The 17,111-nt window shown below is 53.9% G+C and carries 19 protein-coding genes and 1 pseudogene; 10 read left to right on the top strand and 10 right to left on the bottom strand.

Annotated features, from left to right (window positions below):
* Positions 1–90 precede the first annotated feature (90 nt).
* The gene (gene tusA / locus BGK49_RS03600; RefSeq protein ID WP_000130621.1) at positions 91–336 is read right to left on the bottom strand and encodes a sulfurtransferase TusA; all 246 of its coding nucleotides are present in this window, start codon (positions 334–336) and stop codon (positions 91–93) included.
* A gap of 220 nt (positions 337–556) precedes the next feature.
* Here tusA and BGK49_RS03595 point away from each other — a divergent pair, with 220 nt between their 5' ends.
* Positions 557–1,222 carry a 7-cyano-7-deazaguanine/7-aminomethyl-7-deazaguanine transporter gene (locus BGK49_RS03595; protein WP_001100471.1) on the top strand — a complete coding sequence of 222 codons (666 nt, stop codon included), beginning with the start codon at positions 557–559 and terminating at the stop codon, positions 1,220–1,222.
* A gap of 72 nt (positions 1,223–1,294) precedes the next feature.
* Positions 1,295–1,852 (top strand): phage sensitivity protein DcrB, encoded by a 558-nt coding sequence (gene dcrB / locus BGK49_RS03590; RefSeq protein WP_001245291.1) that lies wholly within the window; start codon positions 1,295–1,297, stop codon positions 1,850–1,852.
* Positions 1,853–1,855: 3 nt separating this feature from the next.
* Here the strand turns inward: dcrB and BGK49_RS03585 are convergent, their stop codons facing one another.
* Entirely contained in the window at positions 1,856–3,100 is a 1,245-nt protein-coding gene (locus BGK49_RS03585; RefSeq protein ID WP_005027356.1) for an MFS transporter, read from the bottom strand.
* A gap of 98 nt (positions 3,101–3,198) precedes the next feature.
* On the opposite strand from BGK49_RS03585, the gene BGK49_RS03580 reads away from it, so the two are divergent.
* The 8 genes from BGK49_RS03580 (at position 3,199) to nikR (ending at position 10,323) form a co-directional block, all read left to right on the top strand.
* Positions 3,199–4,248 carry an AI-2E family transporter gene (locus tag BGK49_RS03580; protein ID WP_000449758.1) on the top strand — a complete coding sequence of 350 codons (1,050 nt, stop codon included), beginning with the start codon at positions 3,199–3,201 and terminating at the stop codon, positions 4,246–4,248.
* 54 nt (positions 4,249–4,302) lie between these two features.
* Positions 4,303–4,890: a 4'-phosphopantetheinyl transferase AcpT gene (acpT, locus tag BGK49_RS03575; RefSeq protein ID WP_000285784.1), complete on the top strand. Its 588-nt coding sequence runs from the start codon at positions 4,303–4,305 to the stop codon at positions 4,888–4,890.
* A 110-nt stretch (positions 4,891–5,000) separates the two neighbouring features.
* Entirely contained in the window at positions 5,001–6,575 is a 1,575-nt protein-coding gene (gene nikA, locus BGK49_RS03570) for a nickel ABC transporter substrate-binding protein (RefSeq protein WP_000953380.1), read from the top strand.
* Positions 6,575–7,519, top strand: coding sequence for a nickel ABC transporter permease subunit NikB (gene nikB / locus BGK49_RS03565; protein WP_000947068.1), 945 nt, complete (start codon positions 6,575–6,577; stop codon positions 7,517–7,519). Before nikA ends, nikB begins: the two co-directional genes overlap by 1 nt.
* Positions 7,516–8,349, top strand: a complete 834-nt coding sequence (gene nikC, locus BGK49_RS03560; RefSeq protein ID WP_001008964.1) for a nickel ABC transporter permease subunit NikC — start codon at positions 7,516–7,518, stop codon at positions 8,347–8,349. The genes nikB and nikC overlap by 4 nt, the downstream gene beginning before the upstream one ends.
* A complete protein-coding gene (nikD, locus tag BGK49_RS03555; protein WP_001136222.1) occupies positions 8,349–9,113 on the top strand; it encodes a nickel import ATP-binding protein NikD in 765 nt (254 codons plus the stop codon). The genes nikC and nikD overlap by 1 nt, the downstream gene beginning before the upstream one ends.
* Positions 9,110–9,916 carry a nickel import ATP-binding protein NikE gene (nikE, locus tag BGK49_RS03550; protein ID WP_000173710.1) on the top strand — a complete coding sequence of 269 codons (807 nt, stop codon included), beginning with the start codon at positions 9,110–9,112 and terminating at the stop codon, positions 9,914–9,916. The genes nikD and nikE overlap by 4 nt, the downstream gene beginning before the upstream one ends.
* A 5-nt stretch (positions 9,917–9,921) precedes the next feature.
* A complete protein-coding gene (gene nikR / locus BGK49_RS03545; protein WP_001190062.1) occupies positions 9,922–10,323 on the top strand; it encodes a nickel-responsive transcriptional regulator NikR in 402 nt (133 codons plus the stop codon).
* Between the two features lie 119 nt (positions 10,324–10,442).
* Here nikR and BGK49_RS03540 read toward each other — a convergent pair whose 3' ends face one another.
* The 8 genes and pseudogenes from BGK49_RS03540 to BGK49_RS03515 all read right to left on the bottom strand — a co-directional run.
* Positions 10,443–10,802 carry a type II toxin-antitoxin system HicB family antitoxin gene (locus BGK49_RS03540; protein WP_000593559.1) on the bottom strand — a complete coding sequence of 120 codons (360 nt, stop codon included), beginning with the start codon at positions 10,800–10,802 and terminating at the stop codon, positions 10,443–10,445.
* Entirely contained in the window at positions 10,799–11,074 is a 276-nt protein-coding gene (locus tag BGK49_RS03535; RefSeq protein ID WP_001259385.1) for a type II toxin-antitoxin system HicA family toxin, read from the bottom strand. The genes BGK49_RS03540 and BGK49_RS03535 overlap by 4 nt, the downstream gene beginning before the upstream one ends.
* A 72-nt stretch (positions 11,075–11,146) precedes the next feature.
* Positions 11,147–12,271, bottom strand: coding sequence for an ABC transporter permease (locus tag BGK49_RS03530; RefSeq protein WP_001216257.1), 1,125 nt, complete (start codon positions 12,269–12,271; stop codon positions 11,147–11,149).
* Positions 12,271–15,006 (bottom strand): ribosome-associated ATPase/putative transporter RbbA, encoded by a 2,736-nt coding sequence (gene rbbA, locus BGK49_RS03525; RefSeq protein ID WP_000149136.1) that lies wholly within the window; start codon positions 15,004–15,006, stop codon positions 12,271–12,273. Before rbbA ends, BGK49_RS03530 begins: the two co-directional genes overlap by 1 nt.
* Entirely contained in the window at positions 15,003–16,070 is a 1,068-nt protein-coding gene (locus tag BGK49_RS03520) for an HlyD family secretion protein (RefSeq protein ID WP_000361465.1), read from the bottom strand. The genes rbbA and BGK49_RS03520 overlap by 4 nt, the downstream gene beginning before the upstream one ends.
* A 62-nt stretch (positions 16,071–16,132) precedes the next feature.
* Positions 16,133–16,246: a protein YhiY gene (gene yhiY, locus BGK49_RS30840; protein ID WP_001296785.1), complete on the bottom strand. Its 114-nt coding sequence runs from the start codon at positions 16,244–16,246 to the stop codon at positions 16,133–16,135.
* 189 nt (positions 16,247–16,435) lie between these two features.
* Positions 16,436–16,966: pseudogene (locus BGK49_RS25255) on the bottom strand (DUF4049 domain-containing protein); the annotation flags it as partial.
* 15 nt (positions 16,967–16,981) lie between these two features.
* The coding region (locus BGK49_RS03515; RefSeq protein ID WP_001554957.1) for an IS1 family transposase at positions 16,982–17,111 on the bottom strand (130 nt) is incomplete at its 5' end.

Here is a 17,111-nt window from a genome sequence, read left to right as displayed (position 1 = left end):
CGCAACATTGAGCGCGATCGGTCCCCTCGCCCCTCTGGGGAGAGGGTTAGGGTGAGGGGAAAAGGCGGCATCGAAGCCAATCAGCCCCCATCAACCGCCTTTACGAATCAAATAACGATAAGGCAGTCCATCCGTCTCTTTCGCAACCAGTTCGTGTTCCATAAAGGTACAAAACCCAGGAATATCGCGGGTAGTGGCCGGATCGTCGGCGATAATCAGCAACGTTTCGCCGGGCTGCATATTGCGCACAGTTTTGCGCACCATCATTACGGGTTCCGGGCAGCGCAGGCCAAGTGCGTCGAGTGTGTGGTCAGGGCTGGAAAAGAGATCGGTCATTTTCTTCTCATCACATAAAAAAACGGCGCTAGTTTACGCCCTGTGAGTCCGTAAGCAAACCAGGTTAACGATTGCGTGAAAATTAACCATTGCATTGTCAACGTAAAGCAGTATCATGCTGCGGCTCGAAAAAAGGGTAAGCACGTTATTATGTTAAGGTAACAGACGTGTCGTACGTATTGGGTTCCCTCACCCCAATGGTTAATCAAAAAGGTACAATATGAACGTTTTCTCGCAAACTCAACGCTATAAGGCGTTGTTCTGGTTATCGTTATTTCATCTGCTGGTGATCACCTCCAGTAACTATCTGGTTCAGCTTCCCGTCTCCATTTTGGGTTTCCATACCACCTGGGGCGCGTTTAGCTTCCCGTTTATTTTCCTTGCTACCGACCTGACCGTGCGTATTTTTGGCGCACCGCTGGCCCGTCGTATCATCTTTGCGGTGATGATCCCGGCGTTGCTGATCTCCTACGTCATCTCGTCGCTATTCTATATGGGTTCCTGGCAGGGATTCGGCGCACTCGCCCACTTCAACCTGTTTGTCGCCCGTATCGCCACCGCCAGTTTCATGGCCTACGCGCTGGGACAGATCCTCAACGTGCACGTTTTTAACCGCCTGCGTCAGAGTCGCCGCTGGTGGCTGGCACCGACAGCGTCCACACTGTTCGGTAACGTCAGCGACACGCTGGCCTTTTTCTTCATTGCCTTCTGGCGTAGCCCGGATGCCTTTATGGCTGAACACTGGATGGAAATCGCGCTGGTCGATTACTGTTTCAAAGTGTTAATCAGTATCGTTTTCTTCCTGCCAATGTATGGCGTATTACTCAATATGCTGTTGAAAAGACTGGCAGATAAATCCGAAATCAACGCTTTGCAGGCGAGTTAAAGGTTCGTTATCAGAGTTGTGATAAGATGGATGAATGAGCCGTTATGGCCGTTTATCGAAAGGAAGAAGTCAATGCGCAATCTGGTTAAATATGTCGGAATTGGCCTGCTGGTTATGGGGCTTGCGGCCTGTGATGATAAAGACACTAACGCTACGGCGCAGGGTTCGGTCGCGGAAAGTAACGCTACCGGGAATCCCGTCAACCTGCTTGATGGCAAGTTAAGTTTCTCGCTGCCAGCGGATATGACCGACCAGAGCGGTAAGCTGGGAACGCAGGCCAATAACATGCATGTCTGGTCCGACGCCACCGGGCAGAAAGCAGTCATCGTCATCATGGGCGATGATCCGAAAGAAGATCTGGCGGTGCTGGCGAAGCGTCTGGAAGATCAGCAACGTAGCCACGATCCGCAGCTGCAAGTGGTAACCAATAAAGCCATTGAGCTGAAAGGTCACAAAATGCAGCAGTTAGACAGTATTATCTCCGCGAAAGGCCAGACGGCGTACTCTTCCGTTATTCTGGGTAACGTGGGTAATCAACTGCTGACCATGCAAATTACGCTGCCCGCTGACGATCAGCAAAAAGCGCAGACCACCGCAGAAAACATCATTAATACGCTGGTTATTCAGTAAGTTTTAAGATGATGAGGCGGCCTCAGGGACGTGTTCCGGAGGCCGTTTTTTTAATCGCCACGTCAGTAATAACGCGATTGCGACCAGTCCCGCCGCCGCCAGATAAATCACCGGTACGCCCGCCCAGCTCATCACCAGCCCAGCCAGTGGTCCGGTCACGCCAAGCGATAAATCCATAAATACGGTGTAAGTTGCCAGCGCCGCCCCCTGATTTTGCTGCGGAACCGCTTTTACCGCCACTACACCTAATGCCGGGAACACCAGCGAAAACCCTGCCCCCGCCAGTAAGACGCCGATTTTCGCCATCCACGGCATAGTCGCCACGCCAACCAGTAGCAGGCCGATTATCTCAACGCTAAAGCAAATCATCGCTACGTTTAAGCCGCCGATACGGTTAATGCCGTTAGGGAATAACAAACGCGTACCGACAAACGCACAGCTAAACAGCGTCAGCGCGAAAGCCGCACCGTCCCAACTTTTAGCGTCATAAAACAGCGTGATAAAGGTGGCGATGACGCCAAATCCGGCAGAAGCCAGTGCCATACCGTACAGCCAGACGCGCCCAAGCACCGCGCGAAACGGCAGCGGTTTGCCTTTACTGGCTTTTACCGTCGGACGCGGGATCGCCAACAAAATGGCCACCAGCGCCACGCCCATAATGATTAACGCTAACGCCTGCAAGCCGCCCCAGTGATAAAACACGACGCCTAACGGCGCACCCATCGCCATCGCCCCGTAAGTGACAATGCCGTTCCACGAAATCACTCGCCCGATATGCAGCGAGCCAACCACGCCAACGCCCCACAGGGTCGATCCCGTTCCGGCAAAACTTTGCCCAATCCCAAGGATCACGCGTCCCAGGCAAAGTAATAACAGGCTGATGACGGGCAGACTGGCGGTTAATCCTGCCGTCAGATATCCCAGACCGCTCAAAAAGCAGCCGCATAAACCGAAGACGACAATCTTTTTGGGGCCCAGCAAATCGGCGTAACGTCCGGCATGAGGACGGCTCAGCAAGGTGGCGAAATATTGCAGGCTGATAACCAATCCTGCCCAGAAAGCGCTAAAGCCCATCACATCATGGACATAGCCCGGTAATACAGCGAGCGGCAACCCGATGGTGAGGTAGCTGGCGAAGTTAAACATGACAATGGAGACAATGCGCAAATTCAGGCGCAATCCGTTTAGCGCGGGTTCGGCTACGGGTTCGGGTATGAGGATCACCACATTTTTACAACAGTGTTTCATTTTTACCACGTGCTGACGTGAAAATCAGCAGTAAGAATCAGAATATTGCTGGCGTGACTCCCGCTACACTTAACACAAAAAGTCACAAGGAAGCCCCAATGGAAACCCCTCAACCCGATAAAACGGGCATGCACATTCTGCTCAAGTTGGCCTCGCTGGTAGTGATCCTCGCGGGCATTCACGCAGCGGCAGATATCATTGTGCAGCTGTTACTGGCGCTGTTTTTTGCCATCGTCCTCAACCCGCTCGTTACCTGGTTTATTCGTCGGGGAGTACAACGCCCCGTTGCCATTACGATTGTAGTGGTGGTGATGCTGATCGCACTAACCGCGCTGGTCGGCGTACTGGCGGCATCGTTTAACGAATTTATCTCTATGCTGCCGAAGTTTAATAAGGAGCTGACGCGCAAACTTTTTAAATTGCAGGAGATGTTGCCTTTTCTTAATTTGCATATGTCGCCGGAGCGAATGCTGCAGCGGATGGACTCGGAAAAAGTGGTTACCTTCACCACAGCGCTAATGACCGGGCTTTCCGGGGCAATGGCGAGCGTGCTTTTGCTGGTGATGACCGTAGTTTTTATGCTGTTTGAAGTGCGCCACGTCCCTTACAAAATGCGTTTTGCGCTGAATAACCCACAGATTCACATCGCAGGATTACACCGCGCACTTAAAGGCGTTTCGCATTATCTGGCGTTAAAGACGCTACTCAGTTTATGGACAGGTGTCATCGTCTGGCTGGGGCTGGCGCTAATGGGCGTACAGTTTGCGCTGATGTGGGCAGTACTGGCGTTTTTGCTCAACTACGTGCCCAATATCGGCGCGGTAATTTCCGCCGTACCGCCAATGATTCAGGTGCTGCTGTTTAATGGTGTTTACGAATGTATTCTGGTCGGCGCATTGTTTTTAGTGGTCCATATGGTCATCGGCAATATTTTAGAACCACGGATGATGGGCCATCGCCTGGGGATGTCCACCATGGTGGTATTTCTTTCATTGTTAATTTGGGGATGGCTGCTCGGCCCGGTAGGGATGCTACTTTCGGTGCCATTAACCAGCGTGTGTAAAATCTGGATGGAAACCACCAAAGGCGGTAGCAAACTGGCGATTTTACTGGGGCCAGGCAGACCGAAAAGTCGGTTACCGGGATGAGGCGACAAGTGATACGATACGCACTTTCATTTTCCATTAAACGTTGGCCCTGATATGTATCGGATAGTTCTGGGGAAAGTTTCGACCTTAAGCGCAGCTCCACTGCCACCGGGTTTACGCGAGCAAGCACCGCAAGGTCCACGACGCGAACGCTGGCTGGCGGGGCGTGCATTGCTTTCGCACACGCTTTCCCCGCTACCGGAGATCATCTATGGCGAACAAGGCAAACCTGCATTCGCGCCGGAAACGCCGCTATGGTTCAACTTAAGCCATAGCGGTGACGATATCGCTCTGCTGTTGAGCGATGAAGGCGAAGTCGGCTGCGATATCGAAGTGATTCGCCCGCGCGCCAACTGGCGCTGGCTGGCGAACGCCGTGTTCAGCCTCGGGGAACACGCTGAAATGGACGCCGTGCATCCTGATCAGCAACTGGAAATGTTCTGGCGCATCTGGACGCGCAAAGAAGCCATCGTTAAACAGCGTGGCGGCAGCGCCTGGCAAATCGTCAGCGTAGATAGCACCTATCACTCCTCGCTGTCAGTCAGCCATTGTCAGCTAGAAAATTTAAGCCTTGCGATCTGCACCCCCACCCCCTTTACGCTCACCGCCGACAGTGTGCAATGGATCGATTCAGTTAACTGATCCGCCCACCCGACTGCCCATCTATTGATCCAGAACAGGTAATCAGTATGACGAATACTTAAAATCGTCATACTTATTTCCGCCATCTATTTTAATCCATTGGGATTATCATGCTCTCCACACTCCGCCGCACTCTATTTGCGCTGCTGGCTTGTGCGTCTTTTATCGTCCATGCCGCTGCACCAGATGAAATCACTACCGCCTGGCCGGTGAATGTCGGGCCACTAAACCCGCACCTTTACACGCCTAACCAGATGTTCGCCCAGAGCATGGTTTATGAACCATTGGTGAAATATCAGGCAGACGGTTCGGTGATCCCGTGGCTGGCAAAAAGCTGGACTCATTCAGAAGATGGTAAAACCTGGACCTTCACCCTGCGTGATGACGTGAAATTATCCAACGGTGAACCGTTCGATGCCGAGGCGGCGGCAGAAAACTTCCGCGCAGTGCTCGATAACCGTCAACGTCACGCCTGGCTGGAGCTGGCAAACCAGATTGTTGATGTTAAAGCACTCAGTAAAACAGAGCTGCAAATTACCCTGAAAAGCGCCTACTATCCTTTCCTGCAAGAACTGGCCCTGCCCCGTCCTTTCCGTTTTATCGCTCCCTCGCAGTTTAAAAACCATGAAACCATGAACGGAATTAAAGCGCCGATTGGCACCGGACCGTGGATTTTGCAGGAATCGAAACTGAATCAGTACGATGTCTTCGTCCGTAACGAAAACTACTGGGGCGAAAAGCCAGCGATTAAAAAGATCACCTTTAACGTCATCCCGGACCCGACTACCCGCGCGGTGGCGTTTGAAACTGGCGATATCGACCTGCTGTACGGAAACGAAGGGTTATTACCGCTCGATACCTTCGCCCGCTTTAGCCAGAACCCGGCTTACCATACCCAACTGTCACAGCCGATCGAAACCGTGATGCTGGCGCTTAATACCGCCAAAACCCCCACCAATGAGCTGGCAGTACGTGAAGCTCTTAATTACGCGGTAAACAAAAAATCGCTGATTGATAACGCGTTGTATGGCACCCAGCAGGTCGCCGACACCCTGTTTGCCCCTTCTGTGCCCTACGCCAACCTCGGCCTGAAACCGCGCCAGTACGATCCGCAGAAAGCGAAAGCGTTGCTGGAAAAAGCCGGTTGGACGCTGCCTGCGGGCAAAGACATCCGCGAGAAAAATGGTCAGCCGCTGCGCATTGAACTGTCGTTCATCGGCACCGATGCGTTAAGCAAATCGATGGCGGAAATCATTCAGGCTGATATGCGCCAGATTGGCGCAGATGTCTCGCTGATTGGCGAAGAAGAGAGCAGTATCTATGCTCGTCAGCGCGACGGTCGTTTTGGCATGATTTTCCACCGCACCTGGGGCGCGCCATACGATCCACACGCCTTCCTGAGTTCAATGCGCGTACCGTCGCACGCTGACTTCCAGGCACAGCAAGGATTAGCCGACAAACCGCTGATTGATAAAGAGATCGGCGAAGTGCTGGCGACCCATGACGAAACGCAACGTCAGGCGCTGTATCGCGACATTCTGACCCGTCTGCATGACGAGGCGGTTTATCTGCCTATCAGTTACATCTCAATGATGGTGGTATCAAAACCGGAGCTGGGTAACATCCCCTACGCGCCGATCGCCACCGAAATTCCGTTCGAACAGATTAAACCGGTGAAACCTTAATGTTGCGTTACGTATTACGCCGCTTTCTGCTGCTGATCCCGATGGTGCTCGCCGCCTCGGTGATCATTTTTCTGATGCTGCGCCTCGGTACCGGCGACCCGGCGCTCGATTATTTGCGTCTGTCTAACCTGCCGCCGACGCCGGAGATGCTGGCCTCTACCCGCACCATGCTCGGACTGGATCAGCCGCTGTACGTCCAGTACGGCACCTGGTTGTGGAAGGCGCTGCATCTTGACTTTGGTATCTCATTCGCCAGCCAACGCCCGGTGCTGGACGATATGCTGAACTTCCTGCCCGCCACGCTGGAACTTGCAGGTGCGGCGCTGGTATTAATTCTGCTCACTTCCGTACCGCTCGGTATCTGGGCGGCGCGCCACCGCGATCGTTTGCCGGATTTCGCCGTGCGCTTTATCGCGTTTCTTGGCGTGTCGATGCCCAACTTCTGGCTGGCATTTTTGCTAGTGATGGCGTTTTCGGTGTATCTGCAATGGCTACCCGCGATGGGCTACGGCGGCTGGCAGCACATCATTTTGCCTGCGGTTTCCATCGCCTTTATGTCGCTGGCGATTAACGCGCGACTGCTGCGCGCCAGTATGCTGGACGTCGCCGGTCAGCGTCACGTCACCTGGGCGCGGCTACGCGGCCTGAATGACAAACAGACCGAACGCCGCCATATTCTGCGCAATGCCTCGCTGCCGATGATCACCGCCGTGGGGATGCACATTGGCGAATTGATTGGCGGGACGATGATTATCGAAAACATCTTTGCCTGGCCTGGCGTCGGGCGCTATGCGGTGTCGGCGATTTTTAACCGTGACTATCCGGTGATTCAGTGCTTTACGCTGATGATGGTGGTGGTTTTTGTGGTCTGTAATTTGATTGTCGATTTGCTCAACGCCGCGCTGGACCCGCGCATTCGTCGTCATGAAGGAGCGCACGCGTGAACTTTTTCCTCTCTTCCCGCTGGTCGGTACGCCTGGCGCTGATCATTATCGCCCTGCTGGCGCTGATTGCGCTCACCAGCCAGTGGTGGCTGCCGTATGACCCCCAGGCGATTGATTTGCCGTCGCGCCTGCTTTCGCCGGATGCGCAGCACTGGCTGGGCACCGATCACTTAGGTCGCGATATTTTCTCGCGGCTGATGGCAGCGACCCGCGTGTCGCTCGGTTCGGTAATGGCCTGCCTGCTGCTGGTGCTGACATTAGGGCTGGTTATTGGCGGCAGCGCCGGGTTGATTGGCGGGCGCGTTGATCAGGCCACCATGCGCGTCGCCGATATGTTTATGACCTTCCCGACCTCGATTCTGTCGTTCTTTATGGTTGGCGTGCTCGGCACCGGGCTGACCAACGTAATTATCGCCATCGCCCTGTCGCACTGGGCGTGGTATGCACGCATGGTGCGCAGCCTGGTGATTTCACTACGCCAACGCGAGTTTGTGCTGGCGTCACGGCTTTCCGGTGCGGGCCATGTGCGAGTGTTTGTCGATCATCTGGCAGGCGCGGTGATCCCTTCGCTGCTGGTGCTGGCAACGCTGGATATCGGCCATATGATGCTGCACGTCTCGGGGATGTCTTTCCTTGGCCTCGGTGTGACCGCGCCGACCGCCGAATGGGGCGTGATGATTAACGACGCGCGCCAGTATATCTGGACCCAGCCGCTGCAAATGTTCTGGCCGGGGCTGGCGCTGTTTATCAGCGTGATGGCCTTTAACCTGGTGGGTGACGCACTGCGCGATCATCTGGACCCTCATCTGGTGACGGAGCACGCACACTAATGCCGCAACAGATTGAACTACGTAATATCGCGCTACAGGCCGCGCAGCCGCTGGTACACGGTGTATCGTTAACCCTGCAACGCGGGCGCGTGCTGGCGTTAGTCGGCGGTAGCGGCAGCGGGAAATCATTAACCTGCGCCGCGACGCTGGGCATTTTGCCCGCTGGCGTTCGCCAGACGGCGGGGGAAATTTTAGCCGATGGCAAAGCGGTTTATCCCTGCGCCCTGCGCGGCATCAAAATTGCCACCATCATGCAGAACCCGCGCAGCGCCTTTAATCCGCTACACACCATGCACACCCACGCGCGGGAAACCTGCCTGGCGTTAGGGAAACCCGCCGATGACGCTACGCTTACCGCTGCCATAGAAGCGGTGGGGCTGGAAAACGCCGCGCGCGTGCTGAAGCTGTACCCGTTCGAGATGAGCGGCGGCATGTTGCAGCGCATGATGATTGCGATGGCGGTGCTGTGTGAATCACCGTTTATCATCGCCGATGAACTGACCACCGACCTCGACGTGGTAGCACAGGCGCGCATCCTCGATCTGCTGGAAAGCATTATGCAAAAACAAGCGCCGGGAATGCTGCTGGTCACCCATGATATGGGCGTTGTGGCGCGTCTGGCGGATGACGTGGCGGTGATGTCACAAGGTAAAATTGTCGAACAGGGCGATGTAGAAACGCTGTTTAACGCCCCCAAACATACGGTGACGCGCAGCCTGGTTTCCGCTCATCTCGCCCTCTACGGTATGGAGCTGGCATCATGACCTTACTTAACGTCAGCGGCCTTTCCCATCACTATGCCCACGGTGGATTTAGCGGAAAACATCAACATCAGGCGGTGCTGAATAACGTTTCCCTGACCCTGAAAAGCGGCGAAACCGTCGCCCTGCTGGGACGCAGCGGCTGCGGAAAAAGCACCCTCGCGCGGCTGCTGGTAGGCTTAGAGTCTCCCTCACAAGGGTATATTAGCTGGCGCGGCGAATCGCTGGCGAAACTTAATCGCGCCCAACGTAAAGCCTTCCGCCGTGATATTCAGATGGTGTTTCAGGACTCCATCAGTGCCGTGAATCCGCGCAAAACCGTGCGCGAGATCCTGCGTGAACCGATGCGCCACCTGCTATCACTGAAAAAATCCGAACAACTGGCGCGCGCCAGCGAAATGCTGAAGGCGGTCGATCTCGATGACAGCGTTCTCGACAAACGCCCACCGCAGTTAAGCGGCGGCCAGCTCCAGCGCGTCTGCCTGGCACGCGCGCTGGCGGTCGAACCGAAATTGCTGATTCTGGATGAAACCGTTTCTAACCTTGATCTCGTGTTACAGGCGGGCGTCATTCGCCTGCTGAAAAAGCTGCAACAACAGTTTGGCACCGCCTGCCTGTTCATCACCCACGACTTACGTCTTGTAGAACGCTTTTGCCAGCGGGTGATGGTGATGGACAACGGACAAATCGTCGAAACCCAGGCGGTGGGAGATAAATTAACCTTTTCCTCTGACGCCGGACGTGTGCTACAAAACGCGGTATTACCCGCATTCCCCGTGCGCCGTCGCGCCACAGAAAAGGTTTAACGCAAATGCAACGAGTCACCATCACGCTTGATGACGATTTACTGGAGACGCTGGACAGCCTGAGCCAGCGTCGTGGTTATAACAACCGTTCCGAAGCTATCCGCGATATTCTGCGTAGCGCCCTGGCCCAGGAGGCCACTCAGCAGCACGGCACGCAAGGTTTCGCGGTGCTCTCCTATGTGTATGAACACGAAAAACGCGACTTAGCCAGCCGCATTGTCTCCACCCAGCACCATCACCACGATCTCTCCGTCGCCACGCTGCATGTGCATATCAATCACGACGACTGTCTGGAAATCGCCGTGCTGAAAGGTGATATGGGCGACGTGCAGCATTTTGCCGATGACGTTATCGCCCAGCGCGGCGTGCGGCATGGGCATTTGCAGTGCTTGCCGAAGGAAGATTGAGTTATTTCTGAAACGAGGAAAGAAAAGATATTAACTGAACTTAATTTATAAAATTAAGTTCAGTTGCATAGATAGATCCTGTAAAGGCAGATATTCTGCGTAATGTACGCCGCTAAAATTTATAAATGATTCAAACGCTCATTCAGTGTTTCAATAATATAGGTATTAACAGAGACTTGTTGCTGCGCAGCCGCATTATTAAGGCGTTCACTCAGCGATTCTGGATAGCGTAACGTAAAGGTCTTAATCTTTTCTGTACGCGCATACGGCTCAATACCCGCAGCTTTACAATCCTCAAGATACTCTAGCAGGGAAAGTTCCCCTTCTTTTTGCAGCCCCTGAATGCTGTCAGAGACAAAATCACAATAACCTGACAAGCCCAGGAATTTGCCACGAAATGCATTCAGTTCTGGCACGTAGGTAATAACAGCTGGTTGCCCGGCAATCTCCATAGTGTTTGGCGTCTTCAGTTTGATCATGGTTTTACCCCTATACTTAGTAACCAGTCACGCACGCTTTCTACAGCGCCTTTATCGGTATCTGGCGACGGATGAGGCCGATGGAAACACGCAACGCTCATATTTAGTATGAACTTACAACGCGAACCTCTTCCTTCCTTAATTTCTCCGCCTAATGCTTTAACCAGTGACTCTATATCAGACCACTTGATCCCTTGAGGAACAGGAGTTTTAAATATTTGATCCAATGTATTTTTTTGTTTCTTCCGTAAAGCCTGTACCTTGGTTCTCATGGCATGTCCTTATGACTTCACTTTATGACATCAATAGTATGACATCACAGTATGAAGTCAAGTTTCCCTTCCTTACGCCATTGTCCCAATCGTCTTCCTAAATCGCAGCAGCGCAATGGTGAAAAACGCGCCGCCAATTGCCATCAGCGTCAGGAACTGCGGCCAGACGATTTCGAATCCGGCACCCCGGTAGAGAATGGCCTGCGCGAGGCTAACAAAGTGTGTCGTCGGCATGGTCAGCATAATGTCCTGCACCATCTGCGGCATACTTTCGCGCGGCGTGGATCCACCGGAAAGCATTTGCAGCGGCAGCAGCACCAGAATCACCAGCAGCCCCAGTTGCGGCATTGAACGCGCTATCGTCCCCATAAAAATGCCGATTGACGTGGTGGCAAACAGACTGAGCGCCACGCCCAGCATAAACAGCGGGATCGAGCCTTCAATCGGTACGCCCAGTACACCTTTCACCATCAGCACCAGCGATAATCCCGATACCACCAGCACCACCAGCCCCATCGACCAGATCTTCGCCATCATGATCTCAAACGGCGTTATCGGCATCACCAGTAAGTGTTCCACCGTGCCGTGTTCACGCTCGCGGATCAGCGCCGATCCGGTCAATACAATCGCCAGCATGGTAATGTTGTTGATGATCGCCATCACCCCGCCAAACCACGCGGGATCAAGGTTCGGGTTAAAGCGCATCCGGGTTTCCAGCGATACCAACGGTTCGCTGTTATCACGGTAGCGCGCGACAAAGCTGTTCACTTCACCGTTGATAATATTCTGGATATACCCATTGCCGGTAAATGCCTGGCTCATGCGCGTGGCATCGACGTTCACCTGAATATCCGGCTGGCGTCCGGCGAGGACATCACGCTGAAAATTAGGCGGAATATTTATCGCGAAGGTATAGCGTCCGGCGTCCAGTCCGGCATCCATCTCATCGGCGGTGATCATCTCCGGTGGCAAAAACCACGGACGATAGAAGCTGTTAACGATCCGGTTCGATAACTGCGATTGATCCATATCGGCAATGGCGATCGGCGCGAGGTTCAACGATCCTGGCGTAACGGTCGCTGACGAATACACCGACACCGTAAACGAGAAGACAATCAGCGTCAGCATCGCTTTATCACCGAGCAGACTGCGCAACTCTTTGATTCCCAGATTAAAAATATTGCGTAAATGGCGCATCATCCCTCCTGTTTTTTCAGCAGCAGGATACTTAAGCCCATCACCAGCGGGATGGCTATCAGCAACGGGATAAAAAGTTGCCACAAATCAGTCAGATCCAGCGCTTTCGAGAACGTCCCGCGGGCGATAGTCAGAAAATGACTGGTCGGGTAAACCTCGCCGATCCAACGTCCAGGCCCTTCCAGCGAAGCTACCGGATCGATCATCCCGGAAAACTGTGTCGCCGGGATCAACGTGATAATCGCCGTTCCGAAAATTGCGGCAATCTGGCTTTTCATAAAGGTGGAGATCAGCAGCCCTATTCCGGTGGCAATGATGATATACAGCAGCGCCGCCAAGGTGAGCGTCAGGAAACTGCCTTTATGCGGTACGCCAAACACAAACACCGACAGGCCGCAGAGCAGGAAAAAGTTCAGCATCCCCAGCGCGATGTATGGCAACTGTTTACCAAGCAAAAATTCACTACGCGTGGTGGGGGTCACGTAAAGGTTGATAATCGACCCAAGCTCTTTTTCCCGCACCACGCTAAGGGTGCTTAGCATTGACGGGATCATCATCAGCAGAAGCGGGATCACCGCCGGAACAATTGCTGGCAGGCTTTTTACGTCCGGGTTATAGCGATAACGCGTCTCAATGTTCATCAGCCCGCTTTGGCTGGCGGGTGTCGATTGTCGGCTCGCCACATCCTGAAGCCAACTCTGGTGCATTGCCTGCACGTAACCTTTTACCGTTTCGGCACGACTGGGCATCGCTCCGTCGATCCAGACGCCGAGTTCCACGGGCGTACCACGCGCGATATCGCGCCCGAAATTGGGCGGGATCTCAATCGCCACCGTGATATCGCCCGCACGCATCCGACGATCAAGCTCGTCATAACTGGTGAGCGGCGGCTGTTCGATAAAGTAACGGGAACCGGAGAGGTTGAGTGTCCACGCCTGGCTACTGACGGTCTGGTCGCGGTCGAGCACCGCAAAGCGCAGGTTTTCCACATCCATACTGATGCCGTAACCCATTATCAGCATCAGGATCACCGTTCCCATCAGCGCCAGCGTCGAACGTACTGGATCGCGTCGCAGTTCCAGCGCTTCGCGGCGGCTGTAGCTAAACAGACGGCGCAGGCTAAATCCCTGACGCGGCGCGTGGGTGGTGTCGTGTACCACGGGCGGCGCTTCGGCTTCGTTGCTCTGCCCTGCCGCTTCCTGCAAATAGGCGATAAATGCCTCTTCCAGACTGGCGGCTCCGCGTTTCTCAACCAGTTCCTGCGGTGTACCGCTGGCAAGCACTTTTCCGGCGTGCATCAGTGAGATGCGGTCGCAACGTTCCGCTTCGTTCATAAAGTGGGTGGAGATGAAGATAGTCACTTTGTCCTGGCGCGAGAGATCGACCATCAACTGCCAGAACATATCCCTCGCCACCGGATCGACACCAGAAGTAGGCTCATCGAGGATTAACATCTCCGGGCGATGAATCACCGCCACCGCCAGCGAAAGCCGCTGGCGAATGCCGAGCGGCAATGACTCCGGCAGAACATCTTCAACGTCGTTGAGCTTAAAACGCTCGCTCATTTCAGCCACTCGCGCGGGAATTTCCGCTTCCGGGATGTGAAACAAACGGGCATGTAACTCCAGGTTTTGCCGCACGGTGAGTTCGTTATAGAGCGAAAACGCCTGCGACATATAGCCCACACGACGGCGGGTATCGATATCTTTTGGATCAACCGGTTGCCCAAATAGCCACGCCTCACCTTCGCTGGCGGGCAGCAGTCCGGTAAGCATTTTCATGGTGGTGGATTTACCGCAGCCGTTCGAACCAAGGAATCCAAAAATCTCCCCGCGTGGAATGCGGAAATTGACGTGATCAACGGCAACGAAGGAACCAAAACGCATGGTCAGATCGCGCGCTTCGATGGCAATCTCTGCGTTTTCAGGTTGATACGGTGGGATCACTACCGCCTGATGCGCCTGGCGTTGCGCTTGCGGTAACAGATTAATAAATGCTTCTTCCAGCGTGGCGCTTTGCGTTTGCTGCCGCAGCTCTTCGGCGCTGCCGGTTGCCAGCACTTCTCCGGCATTCATCGCTACCAGCCAGTCGAAGCGTTCGGCCTCTTCCATATAGGCGGTGGCGACCAGCACGCTCATATTGCTCTGCCGCTGGCGAATACTGTCGATCAGATCCCAGAACTGGGCGCGGGAGAGCGGGTCAACCCCCGTTGTTGGCTCATCAAGGATCAACAGTTCCGGGTCGTGGATTAACGCGCAGCACAGCCCAAGTTTTTGCTTCATCCCGCCGGAGAGTTTCCCTGCCGGACGATCGCGAAACGGTGCTAACCCCGTGCTGGTCAGCAGCTCATTAATTCGCACTTCCCGCTCCGCTTTGTCGTGACCGAACAGGCGGGCGAAAAAATCGACGTTTTCATACACCGACAAGGTGTGGTAGAGGTTTTTGCCCAGCCCCTGCGGCATCCAGGCGATGCGCGGGCAGACGTCGCGGCGATGCTTCGGGTCGCGCATATCGCCGCCCAGCACCATCACATTGCCCTGCTCAATGACACGAGCACCGGAAATCAACGACAACAAACTCGACTTCCCGACGCCGTCCGGGCCAATCAGCCCGACCATACAGCGGGCCGGAATATCTAGAGTGATATTGTTCAGCGCAACGGTTTTTCCATAATGCTGGCTCACGCCCGCCAGTTGCGCGACAGGCGGGACGGGAACCAGTTCCAGATGCGTCATTGCGGCAACCTCACCACCAGGTCGTCAGGCCACGGAAGTTCTTCATTCACCCGCACCCACGCTACGCCCGGCAAGCCCGTTTTGACATATTCCAGATGCTGCTGGAGTAATTCCGGTGGGATACGCGCTTTGACGCGGAACATCAGTTTCAGCCGTTCATCGCTGGTTTCGACGGTTTTTGGCGTGAACTGGGCGACGCTGGCGACAAAACTGATGGTCGCCGGAATACGCAGATCTGGCGCGGCATCGAGGATCAGCCGTGCTTCACCGCCCAGTTTTAGCGTGCCCGCCTGTTCGGTTGGCAGGAAGAAAGTCATATAGACGTCGCTGAGATCGACCATATTCAGCACCCGACCGCCTGCCGCCAGCACTTCCCCTGGCTCGGCAACCCGATACTGCACGCGTCCGTCACGCGGGGCTTTCAGTTCGCTATCATCGATATCTGCGGCAATGCGCCGTTCAGTGGCTTGTGCCGCTTCGACGCGGGTTTGCGCCTGAATGATATTGGTACGTGCCGCCTCTATAGCGGCTTCAGAAGCAGAAACCTGAGCTTTTGCCGATTCCAGCGCAGCTCGGGCGCTCTCAGCGGCGGCGCGGTCGTCATCCAGCTGTTGCGCAGAAATAGCCCCTCGTTGGGCCAGTGAACGGGAACGCATATGACGTTTTGCTACGGAGTCCAGTTCTGCCTGGCGTTGATTAACCAGCGACTGCGCGGCGCGAGTTTCGCTTTGTCGTTGCTCCAGCAAAGCCTGCGCGGCGGCAACGGCGCTTTGTGCCTCTTTGATTTGCGCGATGGCTTCCAGTCGCTGTTCCTGCAACACGCGAGTATCCATCTTCGCCAGCACTTCACCTTCGCGAACAAACTGGCCTTCTTTCACCAGAATGGTGTCGATACGCCCGGCAATTTTGCTGGCGATATCCACTTCCGTCGCTTCAATGCGCCCATTGCTGACAGCAAAGCCTTCCGGCACACCCGCCGGGCGCAACAGCCACCACGCCACGACGGCAGCCACCGCCAGTGCCCCGACAACCCACCACGCCAGATGGCGCTTACTCTTATCCATAATCGGCCCGCCATAATCCCTGTAAGCAAACGACGCGTGTTACAACTGCCGCCGAACGACGTTCAGCGGATTCTTCCATCCGGGATAAGAAGGAAACGACAAATACGACCAGCGCGCAGAGCATTGAGCGCCAACGGGGAAGGCTTAGTGAAAACGGGTAGTAATGTTGTCATCATCAGCATTCCTGGCCGTAAATGAAACACGCATACTCATAAGTGTGATCTATAAAACTGGCTGACAAAACGGTATCCATCCTGTTGGATCGCGTTTCACGCCTGTTCAGTTGCAGGAACAGAGCATTCCTTTTTACGTTTTATCAACAGTCTCAACCAGATAGTAACATTAATATTCATGTTGTCTATGGTTCAGAGCTGTAACATTGTGCGCCTTCTAATCAAAGGCATAAGTCCATTTCTGTTTTTTTCATGCTGGTAAGACTTCCAGGGAGTGGTTATCTCAGGCCCTGCACCAGGGTTAATTTGGCAATTATGCATGCTGAACATTCTTCCAGCATGTTTACTGTCACGGGCGTTAAGACCTAAAACTGTCCCCGTTTCACCTATACATTCTCTTCCACCATTACCGTTATGTGCAACAACTTGATTTATACCTAACATTTGTGAGCATGCTAATAGTGCTTCAAGTTTAGGTCTGTAATCTGTCGAAACAGAAAAATAACGATTAAAGGATCGACAAGAGATAGCCCGGCTATTTTTAAACTTTTTGCCATTAATTACAGCATGGTGCTTTTTATTAATAATTTCCGCTAATTCGACCGGATCGAGAGCATTGGTCATTTCATCAATAGAGACTGTTATCGATCCTATAATGTAACGTTTTCGCTGCTCATCAAAAATTATCCCATGATGATTTGCCATTATTTTGTATTTGGGGTCGGTAATGACTCCAACTTACTGATAGTGTTTTATGTTCAGATAATGCCCGATGACCTTGTCATGCAGCTCCACCGATTTTGAGAACGACAGTGACTTCCGTCCCAGCCTTGCCAGATGTTGTCTCAGATTCAGATTATGTCGCTCA

The sequence above is a fragment of the Shigella sp. FC1544 genome (assembly GCF_001722145.1).
In the GTDB taxonomy this organism is placed as follows: Bacteria; Pseudomonadota; Gammaproteobacteria; order Enterobacterales; family Enterobacteriaceae; genus Escherichia; species Escherichia coli.
This window is presented reverse-complemented; position numbering and strand designations above follow the sequence as displayed.